The following is a 13,390-nucleotide window of genomic DNA, read 5'->3' as shown; positions in this document are numbered from 1 at the left end:
CCTGATTTTGGGCAAGTCCTGTCAATTGCCCTGATTTCGCCTATGTTCGTTAAAAAAGAACATTGAGACAAAAAAGGGGTACCGGCCGGATGCCAAACTTCTGCAGGACCGTGAAGCCTGGCCTCGCGGCCTCGCTTCTGACAGCAGCGCTTCTCCTCCTTCCTCCTGCGTCCAATGCCGAGGAACAACCCGTCTGGCACCACGCTACGTCGTCGATCGGAGAACCCAAATACAAGGACGGCTTCGCGCGCTTCGATTACGTCAACCCGGATGCTCCAAAGGGCGGAGAACTGCGGCTCTCGGAGAGCGGGACGTTCGACTCGTTCAACCCGATCCTCGCCAAGGGCGAGGTGGCAACGGGCGTTTCTTCGCTGGTCTTCGAAACACTCCTGAAATCCGCCGAGGACGAGATCACCACCTCCTACGGCCTGCTCGCAGAGGGCATCTCATATCCGGACGATATTTCCTCCGCCACTTTTCGCCTGCGGGCAGAGGCCAAGTGGGCAGACGGCAAACCGGTGACGCCGGAGGATGTCGTCTTCTCCTTCGATATGGTGAAAGAGCACAATCCGCTTTTTTCCAACTACTACCGCCACGTGATTTCGGCGGAAAAGACAGGCGAGCGCGACGTCACCTTCCGTTTCGACGAGAAGAATAACCACGAACTGCCGAACATTCTCGGCCAGTTTCCGATCCTGCCGAAGCACTGGTGGGAAGGGCAGGACGCCAAGGGCAGCAAGCGCGATATCAGCCGCACGACGCTGGAGCCGGTCATGGGCTCCGGCCCCTATAAGATCGCCTCGTTCCAGGCGGGCGGCTCGATCCGCTTCGAATTGCGGGACGACTATTGGGGCAAGGATCTCAACGTGAATGTCGGCCGATATAATTTCCGCACCATCAATTACGCCTTCTTCAGCGACAGGAGCGTGCAGTTCGAGGCCTTCCGTGCCGGCAATGTCGATTTCTATCAGGACAACAGCGCAAGCCATTGGGCCACGGCCTACGACTTTCCGGCAATGAAGGACGGCCGGGTGATCCGAGAGGAAATTGAAAACCCGCTGCGTGCTACCGGCATAATGCAGGCCTTCGTGCCCAATATGCGCCGCGAAAAATTCAAGGACCAGCGGGTGCGCCAGGCGTTGAACTATGCCTTCGACTTCGAGGATCTGAATCGCAGCCTCGCACACAATGCGTTTCAGCGCGTCGACAGTTATTTCTGGGGCACGGAGCTTGCCTCCTCCGGCTTGCCAGAAGGGCGCGAGAAAGAAATCCTTGAAGAACTGAAAGACAAGGTTCCTGCCGCCGTTTTCACCACGCCCTACAAGAACCCTGTCAACGGCGATCCGCAAAAGGTGCGCGACAACTTGCGCAAGGCGCTCGCACTCTTCAAGGAGGCGGGTTACGAACTGAAGGGCAGCCGATTGGTGAACGCGAAGACCGGCGAGCCGTTCAGCTTCGAGATCCTTCTGTCCAATCCTACCTTCGAGCGTACGGTCACACCGTTCGTGAACAGCGTGAGGAAGATCGGGATAGATGCTCGCATCCGCACCGTCGACGACTCGCAATACACCAACCGCGTCAGAAGTTATGACTATGACATGATCTACGGCATCTGGGCGCAAACGCTTGTGCCCGGCAACGAACAGAGCGACTATTGGGGTTCGGCCTCAGTCAACCAGCCGGGATCAAGGAACTATGCCGGCATCGCTGATCCGGCGATCGACGAACTTATCCGGAGAATTGTCTTCGCGCCGAACCGCGAAGAGCTGGTCGCGACGACACGGGCACTCGACCGCGTCCTTCTCGCGCATCACTACGTCGTGCCGCTCTTCTACTCGAAGGCCTTGCGCGTTGCCTACTGGAACCACCTGGCCCGCCCGAAGGAGCTTCCCTATTACGGGATGGATTTCCCGGATGCGTGGTGGTCGAAAAACACGGCTGCAAAATGAAGCTCTTGCGCTCAGGCGCTCTCTCGATTCCAAATGCGGGAAACGAATCACGAAACACGAACGGCTCCGCAGAGGCCGCAGCCGCTGGGAGATGCAGGATTTGAGGCACATTAGAGCAATTCCAGTCGACGCTGCGCCGGTCTGCTTCGCCAGCAATTCGTCGATCCAGAGGTTCGCCTGATGGGTGCCTATATCCTGCGCCGGCTCCTGCTGATGATCCCGACGATCGTCGGCATCATGGCGATCTCCTTCGCCGTCGTGCAGTTTGCGCCGGGCGGGCCGGTGGAACAGGTGATCTCCGACCTCACGAACGCGGCAGGCTCTGACAGGCTTTCCGGCAATGCCGGCGACCTCATGCCTGTCGGCGGTGGCGACGGCGGGCAGTATCGCGGGGCGCAAGGGCTCGATCCCGATTTCATCGCCAAGCTTGAGAAACAGTTCGGCTTCGACAAGCCGCCGCTCGAGCGCTTCGTCACCATGATGTGGGACTATATGCGCTTCGACTTCGGCGAGAGCTTCTTCCGCAATACGCCGGTCATCGACCTCATCATCCAGAAAATGCCGGTTTCGATCTCGCTCGGGGTCTGGATCCTCATTTTTTCCTATGCCATCTCGATCCCGCTCGGCATCAAGAAAGCGGTCTCCGACGGTTCGACCTTCGACGTCTGGACCTCGGGCGTCATCATCGTCGGCTATGCGGTGCCGAGTTTCCTCTTCGGCATTCTCCTGATCGTGCTTTTTGCCGGCGGATCCTTCTTCGACTGGTTCCCCTTGCGCGGCCTGGTCTCGGACAATTTCGATCAGCTTTCCTGGTACGAGAAGATAATCGATTATTTCTGGCACATGACGCTGCCGCTGATCACGCTTCTGCTCTCCGCCTTCGCGACCACCACGCTGCTCACCAAGAATTCCTTCATCGACGAGATCAAGAAGCAATATGTGACGACGGCGCGGGCCAAGGGTCTGACCGAGCGGCGCGTTCTCTACGGACATGTGTTCCGCAACGCGATGCTGATCATCATTGCGGGCTTTCCCGGCGCCTTCATCTCCGCCTTCTTCACCGGCTCGCTGCTCATCGAATACATCTTCTCGCTCGATGGGCTGGGGCGGCTCGGCTATGACGCGGTCGTCAAGCGCGACTATCCGATCGTCTTCGCGACCCTCTTCATCTACTCGCTGATGGGGCTTGTCGTGAGCCTCGTCTCCGACCTCATCTATACCTGGGTCGACCCGCGCATCGATTTCGAGCGGAGGGACGTCTGATGAGCACCGCTACCGCCTATGCCGGCGCGCCGGAAAAGGGCTGGCTTACGCCGATCGGGCGCCGCCGCTGGCAGAACTTCAAGGCCAACCGCCGCGGCTACTGGTCCCTCTGGCTCTTCCTCCTCCTCTTCGGCCTCAGCCTGTTTGCCGAGTTCATCGCCAACGACAAGCCGATCCTCGCCTCCTATAAGGGCGAGATCCTGGTCCCGGTGCTGTTCGATTATCCGGAAGAGAAATTCGGCGGCTTCCTCGCCGAAACCGACTATCGCTCCGACTTCATCCGCGACGAGATCGGGGCGAACGGCTGGATGATCTGGCCGCCGATCCGCTATTCCTACCAGACGGTCAACTCCAGCATCCCCCATTCGGCGCCCACGCCGCCCTTCTGGCTGATGAGCGAGGAGGAGCGCTGCTCCGCCTACCCGCAAGGGGCCGATGATCCCGGATGCATAGCCGGCAACCTGAACTGGCTCGGCACCGACGACCAGGCGCGCGACGTGATGGCGCGGATGATCTACGGGTTTCGCATCTCGGTCCTTTTCGGTCTCGCGCTGACAATCGCCTCGGCGGTCATCGGCGTTTCGGCCGGTGCCGTGCAGGGCTATTTCGGCGGCTGGACGGATCTGCTCATGCAGCGTTTCATCGAGATCTGGTCCTCGATGCCGGTGCTCTACATCCTGCTCATCATCGCCGCCATCCTGCCGCCGGGCTTCTTTATCCTGCTCGGCATCATGCTGCTCTTTTCGTGGGTCGGCTTCGTCGGCGTCGTCAGGGCCGAATTCCTGCGCGCCCGCAATTTCGAATATGTCAACGCGGCGCGCGCGCTAGGCGTCGGCAACGGCACTATCATGTACCGGCACCTGCTGCCGAACGCGATGGTGGCGACGCTTACCTTCCTGCCCTTCATTCTTTCGGGCTCGATCACCACGCTGACCTCGCTCGACTTTCTCGGCTTCGGCATGCCTCCGGGTTCCCCGTCGCTCGGCGAGATGATCGCGCAGGGCAAGTCCAACCTGCAGGCGCCCTGGCTGGGGCTGACCGCCTTCTTCGCCATGTCGATCATGCTGTCGCTTTTGATCTTCGTCGGCGAAGCGACGCGCGACGCCTTCGACCCGAGAAAGACCTTCCGGTGAGCGCGACGATGACAGATACTCTCCTCTCCGTGCGCGACCTCTCCGTCGCCTTTCACCAGGGCGGCGAAACGTCGCTTGCGGTCGACCGCATCTCCTTCGACATCAAGCGCGGCGAGACCGTGGCGCTGGTCGGGGAGTCCGGCTCGGGCAAATCGGTCTCCGCCAACTCGATCCTGAAGCTCCTGCCCTACCCCGCCGCAAGCCATCCGAGCGGCGAAATCCTCTTCAACGGGAAGGACCTTCTGAAGGCGAGCGACGACGAGCTCAGGCATGTTCGCGGCAACGACGTCACGATGATCTTCCAGGAGCCGATGACGTCGCTCAATCCGTTGCACACGATCGAGCAGCAGATCGGCGAAATCCTGGAGATCCATCAGGACCTCAAGGGTGCGGCCGCCCGCGCGAGAACGCTGGAGCTCCTGGAACAGGTCGGCATCCGCGAGGCGGAAAAGCGCCTCGGGGCCTACCCGCATCAGCTCTCGGGCGGCCAGCGCCAGCGCGTGATGATAGCCATGGCGCTTGCCAACCGTCCGGAGCTCCTGATCGCCGACGAGCCGACCACGGCGCTCGACGTCACGGTGCAGGCGCAGATCCTCGAGCTTTTGAAGTCGCTCAAGGACGAGCACGGCATGTCCATGCTGTTCATCACCCACGACCTCGGCATCGTCCGCAAGATCGCCGATCGGGTCTGCGTGATGACAAAGGGCAAGATCGTCGAGACCGGGCCGACCGCCGAGATCTTCGCCAATCCGCAGCACGCCTACACCCGCCACCTGCTTGCCTCCGAGCCGCGGGGCGAACCGCCGCCCTCGGATGCCTCGAGGCCGATCGTGATCGAAGCCAAGGATATGAAGGTCTGGTTTCCCATCAAGGCGGGCTTCCTGCGCCGGGTGGTCGACCACGTCAAGGCGGTGGACGGCATCGACCTGACGCTCCGCGCCGGTCAGACGCTGGGCGTGGTCGGCGAGTCCGGTTCCGGCAAGACGACGCTTGGCCTTGCGCTGACGCGGCTGATTTCGTCCAAAGGCCGGATCGCCTTCGTCGGGGAAGACATCGACGCCTACAGTTTCCGCGAGATGCGGCCGCTCAGAAACCGGATGCAGGTGGTCTTCCAGGATCCTTACGGATCGCTGAGCCCGCGCATGTCGATCGCCGATATTATCGGCGAGGGATTGAAGATCCACGAGAAGGCGCTGACGGACGGCGAGCGCGACCAGCGCGTCGCCGCAGCACTGGAAGAGGTCGGCCTCGATCCCGCAACGCGCTGGCGCTATCCGCATGAATTTTCCGGCGGTCAGCGCCAGCGCATCGCGATCGCCCGGGCGATGGTGCTGAAGCCCCAGTTCGTCATGCTCGACGAGCCGACCTCCGCCCTCGACATGAGCGTGCAGGCCCAGGTGGTCGATCTCCTGCGCGATCTCCAGCGCAAGCACAATCTCGCCTATCTCTTCATCAGCCACGACCTCAAGGTCGTGCGCGCGCTCGCCAACGAGGTGATCGTCATGCGGCTCGGCAAGGTCGTTGAACAGGGACCCGCCGGGCGCATCTTCGAGGCACCGACGGAAGACTATACCAAGGCGCTGATGGCCGCCGCCTTCAATCTCGAAGCGGTCAATCTCGCCGCCGTTCATCAGTAGAGTTGCGCCCATGTCCGCCAAGAGCCCCGTGATCGTCGACCTGAAATTCATTCCCGAGGAGGTCGAAGCCGCCCTTGCGGGCGCCTTTCCCGGCCGCGAGGTGATCGATCTCGCCGACCCGGCGCATCAGGAGCGTGACCTCTCCGGCATCGACTATGCGGTGGTCTGGAAATCCGCGCCCGACCTCTTCTCCCGCGCACCCGACCTCAAGGTGGTCTTTTCCGGCGGCGCCGGCGTGGACCACGTGCTGACGCTGCCGGGCCTGCCCGACGTGCCGCTGGTGCGCTTCGTCGACCGGACGCTGACGACAAGGATGAGCGAGTGGGTGGTGATGCAGTGCCTCCTGCATCTTCGCCAGCACCGCGCCTACGAGGCACTGGGAAAGAAGCACGAATGGCGCGACCTCAGCCAGCCGGAAGCAGCCGACGTGACCGTCGGCATCATGGGCATGGGCGTGCTCGGCCAAGACGCCGCCCGCAAGCTTGCCATGATGGGCTTCAAGGTGATCGGCTGGTCGCGAAGCAAGCGGGTGATCGAGGGTGTTGAGACCTACGACGCCGCCGGACTGGACGCATTCCTCGGCAGGACGGATTTTCTCGTCGGCCTGCTGCCGCTGACGCCGGATACCAGGGGTATCTTCAACGCCACCCTCTTCGCCAAGCTCAGCCGGAACGGGCCGTTCGGCGCGCCCGTTTTTATCAATGCCGGTCGAGGCGGCAGCCAGGTCGAGGCCGACATCCTGGAGTGCCTCGATTCCGGTGTTCTGGGAGGCGCCTCGCTCGATGTCTTCGAACGGGAGCCGCTCTCCCCGGAAAGCCGCTTCTGGGACTTGCCGAACGTCTATGTGACGCCGCATGTCGCCGCCTCGTCCGACGTCAGGGCGCTCTTCGTGCATGTGGAGCACCAGATCGCGCGCTTCGAGAGCGGGCTGCCCCTGGAGCATGTAGTGGATAAGGTAGCCGGCTACTGATTAGGCGCGCAGCGATCGCCGCTCACCCTAACCTTCTCCCCGCACGCGGGGACGACCGCCCCTCACCCTAACCCTCTCCCCGCATGCGGGGAGAGGGGACGTACGCCACGGCGCGCCTGCGTGTGGAGATGGTGCGAAGGCGAACCCGCGATTCCCTTCTCCCCGCATGCGGCAGGGCTGTCCGGGGAAAATTCATGCATAGCGGAAGACCATTTGGTTTGGGATGGTCCGGGGTTTTGGTCGGCTTGGATTGACCTGCGGCGGCTTGTGGATTTCGGCGATGCTTTTGCGCTGGAACAGGCACTGGGTGACGAGGTCGGTGAGGCGCAGGATCGGTAGAGGGACGCGGGCGAGGCGGGCGGCGATGCGCAACAGTGCATAGGCGATCATCGCCGCGAAGATCTGCAGGCGGATGGCGTTGTCGTTGTTGCCGAGGAACTTGCGGATCTTGAGGTGCTGTTTGATCCAGCGGAACAGAAGCTCGATCTGCCAGCGATCCTTATAGAGCCGGCCGATCTCGACGGCGGAGCGCTCGAGGTCGTTGGTCAGAAGCGTGATCGTATCGCCGTCCTAGCGCTTGACGATTACCCGGCGCAAGCCGATCGGCAGCTTGGAATCGCCCTTGCTGGCGAGGCTGACCTGGCTGTCTTCGAGGACCAGGAAGCCATCGCCTTGAGGTTGCTCAACGGGGCGTTCAGCGACCAAAGCCAGTCCCATGTTGGTCTTCGGCCGGGTGACGAAACTGGCGCCGGCTTCGGCGATCGCCGTCCACCAGCCGTAATGGCAGTAGCCCTTGTCGAAGACATAGGTTGCGCCCTTTTCGATGGTGATCGTGCGGCCGATCTGGGCGTCGTTGACGTTGGCGTCGGTGATGTCGAGGATGCCTGGACAATCGGCCTTGGGATCATAGACGACATGCAGCTTCATGCCGCGGATGCGGCCGTTCGACTTGGCCCAATCGTACAGCTTACCCAGCGGGATCGGGGTCGAATCGATCAGCCGCAGCATCTTGGTGCCCTCCCGGCGCGTCTGCCGGTCGAGCTGACCGGCCAGAAGCGCGAAGGTCTCGGCGAAGACGGCGACCGGGCGGCGGCGGTTGGCGTCCGACAGCGTCGAGCGCATCAGCCGGCCACTGCCGAGATGGTAATGATGCTGACTGTTGGCGTTGAAGCTCGCCTCCAACCCGCGCAGGCTGGTCGTGGCGCTCAACTGGGCATAGATCAGTGCCACCAGATGATCCCAGCTGGTAAAGCACTTGTCGTAGGCATCCCCGGCATGACGATCCACAATCGCCTGAAAGCTGCGGCGATCAATCGCTTTCAGCAGCTGGGCGAAAATGCTAGGGGTGAACCGCATGCTCCGTCTCCTTTTCTGAGTCTCGACAACCAGAAAATAGACGGAAAAACGCCGTCTGACGGGGCATGCGCCTGCGACATTTCGATTCACCCGGAACTTTCCCCGGACAGCCCTGCACATGCGGGGAGAAGGTGCCGGCAGGCGGATGAGGGGCGGCTGCGGCTCAAGAAAGCCGCAAAATCCGGGGATCAAGGCCGCCGGTACCCCGTCGGCTGCGCATACAGCCAGCCGATGCGCCGGATGGCGTCTTCGAGGCCTTCGCGCGCCACCGTCATCGTGTGTCCGTTGGCATGCACCAGGGTCTTCTCGTCCTCCATGATCGCCACATGGCCCTTCCAGAAGACGAGGTCGCCGCGCGTGAGTTCCTCGCGCTCGATGGCGCGGCCGAGGCCGCTTGCCTGCATGTCGGAATCGCGCGGCGCGTTGCGTCCGGCCATCTGCATCGCGAGTTGCACGAGGCCGGAACAGTCTATGCCGAAGCCGGAGCGGCCGCCCCAGAGATAAGGCGTTTCAAGAAAGCGGGCCGCGATTGCGACATAGTCTTCCGTGAGCGCGCCGGCTGCGGGAATGCAATGATCGGCGACGATCGCCAGCCCGCCATCCAGCAGAAAATAGCGCGTGCCGCGCGTCTCGGCCTCGCCGACGACGGCAATCCGGCTTCCCATGGAAAGGGCAAAGGCCTGGGGAAAGCGCAGATCCGCGCCGCGATAGACGAATGTCCGCGGCACCGCCACGAGATGGGTCGCCGGCGCTTGCGGGGGCTGCACGACATCCTCCGGTACGTAGCCGACATAGCCATCGAGGTCGGACCTGACCCACGCCCATCCGTCGGCGACGTCGAGCACGCGCACCGTCTCGCCATAGAGAAGCTCCGTATCCGTGCCGCAGCCGGCCTCCGGCCTCACCCGCAGCGGCGTCACCGGAACGGATACGGCCGCCGGCTTTCCTTCAACGAAGCGCTTTGCCTCGACGAGACCGCGCAGACGTGCCTCGGCGATATCCTCGCGATAGGCATTGAGTCGGCGGTCGAGGACTTCTGGCATGGATAAGCTCACATTTTCCGGCCCTGATTGATGATCAGATCGCCGAATTTTTCAAGATAAAGCGCGCCTTCGACGGTGCGCTTTATGATGACGTTGCGCCTGTCGCGCTCGTCGCGGATCCGGTCGACCAGGCCGAGCGCACCCATGGTGTCGAGCGCGCGCGTGATCACCGGCTTCGTCACGCCGAGCGACGCTGCGAGGCCGCGCACCGTATGGGGCGGCGGCACGAGGTAGATCTGTAACAGGATCGCCATCTGGCGCAAGGTCAGATCGCGGCTGTCGACGCGCACCTGTTCGAGCGACACGGCATGCCAGAGCCCCAGCGCCTGAGAAGGGGTAAGTTCGACCGGCAAAGGAAACTCCTGCGTGGATCACGTGTCCGGGAGCATAGCCGGCGACCGTTACGCAAGCGTTTCTTTTGCAGCTCGATTGCGCGAACAGCTACCCCGCCATCCTTCCGATGTGATGATAAAGCGCCCGGATCGCCTGAGCTTCACCGCCGATCGGCGAATGCGGGCGCTCGGACTGCGCCCAGCCGAAGATGTCGAAATGGACCCAGCTTTTCGCGTTCGTGACGAAACGCTTGAGGAACAGCGCCGCCGTGATCGAGCCGGCCATGCCGCCCGAAGGCGCGTTGGTGAGATCGGCGATGCGGGCGGAAACATCCTTGTCGTAGCCCTTGTAGAGCGGCATCCGCCAAACCGGATCGTCCACGGTCAGGCTCGCCTCGGCGAGATCGCGGGCGAGATCATCGTCATCGGTGAAGAAGGGCGGCAGGTCCGGGCCCAGCGCCACACGGGCGGCGCCCGTCAGGGTCGCCATGTCGACGACGAGGTCCGTCTTCTCCTCGTCCGCATAGGCGAGCGCATCGGCGAGGATAAGCCGTCCCTCCGCGTCGGTGTTGTCGATCTGAACCGTCAGGCCCTTGCGGCTCTTGTAGATGTCGCCGGGACGGAAGGCATTCGCCGAGATCGAGTTCTCGACCACGGGAACGATGACGCGCAGGTCCACCTTGAGCTTTGCATCCATGATCATCAGCGCGAGACCCATGACGTTGGCAGCGCCGCCCATGTCCTTCTTCATGAGCAGCATCGACGCGGCCGGCTTGATGTCCAGCCCTCCGGTATCGAAGCAGACGCCCTTGCCGACGAGCGTCACCTTGCGGTGGCCCTTCCTGCCCCAGCGCATTTCAAGAAGCCGCGGCGCTTCGGCGCTGGCGCGGCCGACCGTGTGAACGAGCGGGAAGTTCTCGGCCAGCAGGGCTTCGCCGGAGATGACCGATACGTCGGCCTTGTAATGGGCGGCCAGCGCCCGGAATGCGGCCTCCAGCGCTTCCGGTCCCATATCGTTGGTCGGCGTGTTGATGAGGTCGCGGGCCAGGAACACGCCGGCGAGCTGCCGCTTGATATCGGTCGCATCCGAATCGGCCGGAATGAGCAGCGTCGGCGCGTCCGTCTTCGCCGATTTGTAGCGCTCGAAACGGTAGGAACCGAGGCCGTAGCCGAGAGCCAGCCGATTGGCGGTGAGCGGCGCCGTCTCGATATGCCATTTGCCGGCCGGAAGGGCCCGGGCGAGCTTGCCGGTCAGGAAAGGCGCGTCGGACGGATAGGCACCGAGCCCGAAAAGCGCGCCGCCGAGATGACCATCGGCCGAGGGGATGAGCAGCACTGCGCCGGATTCCGCCTTGAAGCCGGCTTTCTTCGCCCAGTCGAGCGCGATCGGATCGATGCTCCCCGTTTCGATATGCGCCGGCGTCACCGCAAAGATAGGCAGCGTCTTGCCGTTGCTGGTGTTGAACGGCGATTGCCGCTCGATGAACTGAAAGGGGGCCATGGGAATCCTCGACTGGCGGATACGAACAGGTGCGATTAACGCTCCGTTAGGGTTAACAGATTATTGCTGGAGTGAAAGTTGCGCCGCTTTTGTCTGGAGTTCCGGTGCAGGACTGGATGCTGGGGCTTCGATGACGATGCAAGACAATTTCTCCTCCTCTTTGCGCCGGCTCGCAACGGGAACTGCCGTTGCGATGGTGACGCTGTCGCTCTCCGCCTGCGCCGGACAACAGGGCAGGAAGGAGCTGACGACCGGATCCGTCCCGAAGCTCACGAGGCCGGTGCAGTCGATGAACGCGACTGAACTGGCTGCCGCCGCCGAACGCATCGGCCAGGCCTATGAGCGCAACCCGAAGGACCGGGAGGCCGGGCTCAACTACGCCAATCTCCTGCGCATGACGGGCCGCAACGAACAGGCGCTTGCCGTCATGCAGCAGGTGGCGATCTACCATCCGGCGGACCGCGAGGTGCTCGGAGCCTACGGCAAGGCCCAGGCCGCAGCCGGTCAGCTGGAACAGGCGCTCGCCACGATCAGCCGCGCCCAGACGCCGGACCGGCCCGACTGGAAGCTGAAATCCGCGGAAGGCGCCATTCTCGACCAGCTCGGCCGTTCCGCCGAGGCACGGCTGCGCTATCGCGAGGCTCTGGACCTCAAGCCCAACGAGCCTTCGGTCCTCTCCAATCTCGGCATGTCCTATCTGCTGACGAAGGATTTGCGGACCGCCGAGACCTACCTCAAATCCGCGGCGAGCCAACCGGATGCCGGCAGCAGCGTGCGCCAGAACCTCGCGCTTGCCGTCGGCCTGCAGGGCCGCTTCCAGGAAGCGGAAACCATCGCCCGCCAGGAACTGACATCCGAGCAGGCCGAGGCCAATGTCGCCTATCTGCGCTCCATGCTGTCGCAGCAGGGCGCGTGGAAGCAACTGGCGAAGGCGGATTGAAGGTTGATCGGCCGGCACTGCCACCCCGCACCGGGCGGCGGCACCCGCCCCACAGCGCCGCGCGTCTTATCAGACGCGCAAAGGTCGCTGTAGCACTTTGATCTGCTGCATGTTTTTGTCCTTTAATCGGATAGGATTAAAGGAAACATGCAGTAGGTCCCCTCTCCCCGCCTGCGGGGAGAGGGCTAGTCCTCGGGTTAAACCCGAGGAGAGGGGCCAGCACAGCCGGCAAGAGGCGGCAATACCTTCAAGGGCGGGTAAACCACCCTCGCCTTTCACCCTAAAACTTGTCCGCCACCTGTATCCCCGCGGGGCCGAGGATGACGGCGACGAGGACCGGCAGGAAGAACAGGATCATCGGCACCGTCAGCTTCGGCGGCAGTGCGGCCGCCTTTTTCTCGGCGGCGGTCATTCGCTGGTCGCGGCTTTCCTGCGCCAGCACGCGCAGCGCCTGGGCGACGGGCGTGCCGTAGCGGTCGGCCTGGATCAGCGCCTGCGTCACCGATTTCACCTCGTCGAGGCCGGTGCGAAGGCCGAGATTTTCGAGCGCGATGCGCCTTTCGGGCAGGAAGGAGAGTTCCGCGGTCGTCAGCACCAGTTCCTCCGCCAGCGGCTGCGACTGCACGGCTATCTCGTCGGCGACGCGGCGCATGGCGAGCTCCATCGAGACGCCCGATTCGACGCAGATGAGCAGGAGATCGAGCGCATCCGGCCAGGCGCGGCGAATGGACTGCTGGCGCTTGGAGATCGCATTGGCGATGAAGATGTTCGGCGCGTAGAAGCCGACATAGGCAAATCCGATGGCGAAGGACACCCTGACCATGATCGGCTTGTCGGCGAAATTCCCGAGCACGAAAATATAGAGAACCACAACCGTCAGAAACAGGAACGGCAGGCAGAAGCGGGCGAAGAGGAAGGTGTTGAGCGCGTTTTGCGAGCGGTAGCCGGCCGTCTTCAGGCGGTTGACGGTGTTGTCGTCCACCAGAGCCTTTCTGAGGTTCAGCCGCTCGACGATCTCCCGGACGGAGGTGTTGTCCTGTGCCCTGAGGCTTGCCCTGCCGGTCGTCGCCTCGGCATTGAGCCGGGCGCGCTCGCGGGCGCGTATCTGCTCCCGTTCGGTGGCGACCGATTTCATCCGCTTCGCGAGGTCTCCCCGCTCGAGCAAGGGCGCCACGAGCGAATAGAACGTGGCGAGCACGGCCATCGAGACGAGCGCCGCGACGAGGATGTTCGGATCGGTAAGCGTCTCTATCCAGCCGGCCACGG

At 63.0% G+C, this 13,390-nt stretch carries 10 protein-coding genes and 1 pseudogene; 6 read left to right on the top strand and 5 right to left on the bottom strand.

The window, feature by feature from the left end; all coding sequences use genetic code 11:
• Positions 1-89: 89 nt before the first annotated feature.
• The 5 genes from PZL22_RS18830 to PZL22_RS18810 all read left to right on the top strand — a co-directional run bounded on the left by PZL22_RS18830 (position 90) and on the right by PZL22_RS18810 (position 6,952).
• Complete coding sequence (locus tag PZL22_RS18830; protein ID WP_003531957.1) at positions 90-1,949, top strand: extracellular solute-binding protein; 1,860 nt, start codon at positions 90-92, stop codon at positions 1,947-1,949.
• Between the two features lie 180 nt (positions 1,950-2,129).
• The gene (locus tag PZL22_RS18825; protein WP_003531958.1) at positions 2,130-3,212 is read left to right on the top strand and encodes a microcin C ABC transporter permease YejB; all 1,083 of its coding nucleotides are present in this window, start codon (positions 2,130-2,132) and stop codon (positions 3,210-3,212) included.
• The gene (locus PZL22_RS18820; protein ID WP_003531959.1) at positions 3,212-4,345 is read left to right on the top strand and encodes an ABC transporter permease; all 1,134 of its coding nucleotides are present in this window, start codon (positions 3,212-3,214) and stop codon (positions 4,343-4,345) included. Before PZL22_RS18825 ends, PZL22_RS18820 begins: the two co-directional genes overlap by 1 nt.
• Before the next feature lie 8 nt (positions 4,346-4,353).
• On the top strand, positions 4,354-5,982 hold the full coding sequence (locus tag PZL22_RS18815; RefSeq protein WP_003531960.1) for an ABC transporter ATP-binding protein: 1,629 nt from the start codon (positions 4,354-4,356) through the stop codon (positions 5,980-5,982).
• A 10-nt stretch (positions 5,983-5,992) separates the two neighbouring features.
• The gene (locus PZL22_RS18810; protein ID WP_003531961.1) at positions 5,993-6,952 is read left to right on the top strand and encodes a 2-hydroxyacid dehydrogenase; all 960 of its coding nucleotides are present in this window, start codon (positions 5,993-5,995) and stop codon (positions 6,950-6,952) included.
• Between the two features lie 192 nt (positions 6,953-7,144).
• On the opposite strand, the pseudogene PZL22_RS18805 reads toward PZL22_RS18810, so the two are convergent.
• From PZL22_RS18805 to PZL22_RS18790, 4 genes and pseudogenes are all read right to left on the bottom strand, one after another.
• A pseudogene (locus PZL22_RS18805) lies at positions 7,145-8,308 on the bottom strand (IS4-like element ISRm16 family transposase).
• A 188-nt stretch (positions 8,309-8,496) separates the two neighbouring features.
• Positions 8,497-9,351 (bottom strand): C40 family peptidase, encoded by an 855-nt coding sequence (locus PZL22_RS18800; protein WP_003537744.1) that lies wholly within the window; start codon positions 9,349-9,351, stop codon positions 8,497-8,499.
• 8 nt (positions 9,352-9,359) lie between these two features.
• A complete protein-coding gene (locus tag PZL22_RS18795; RefSeq protein ID WP_003537743.1) occupies positions 9,360-9,704 on the bottom strand; it encodes a MarR family transcriptional regulator in 345 nt (114 codons plus the stop codon).
• 88 nt (positions 9,705-9,792) lie between these two features.
• A complete protein-coding gene (locus tag PZL22_RS18790; RefSeq protein ID WP_003537742.1) occupies positions 9,793-11,184 on the bottom strand; it encodes a leucyl aminopeptidase in 1,392 nt (463 codons plus the stop codon).
• 130 nt (positions 11,185-11,314) lie between these two features.
• Here PZL22_RS18790 and PZL22_RS18785 point away from each other — a divergent pair, with 130 nt between their 5' ends.
• Positions 11,315-12,124, top strand: coding sequence for a tetratricopeptide repeat protein (locus PZL22_RS18785; RefSeq protein WP_003537741.1), 810 nt, complete (start codon positions 11,315-11,317; stop codon positions 12,122-12,124).
• A 280-nt stretch (positions 12,125-12,404) separates the two neighbouring features.
• Here PZL22_RS18785 and PZL22_RS18780 read toward each other — a convergent pair whose 3' ends face one another.
• Positions 12,405-13,388, bottom strand: coding sequence for a type II secretion system F family protein (locus PZL22_RS18780; RefSeq protein ID WP_003536171.1), 984 nt, complete (start codon positions 13,386-13,388; stop codon positions 12,405-12,407).
• Positions 13,389-13,390 lie beyond the last annotated feature (2 nt).

Source organism: Ensifer meliloti, from assembly GCF_030064585.1.
In the GTDB taxonomy this organism is placed as follows: domain Bacteria; phylum Pseudomonadota; class Alphaproteobacteria; order Rhizobiales; family Rhizobiaceae; genus Sinorhizobium; species Sinorhizobium meliloti.
Note: the sequence above shows the minus strand (reverse complement) of the source record. Positions and strands in the feature narration are given on the sequence as shown.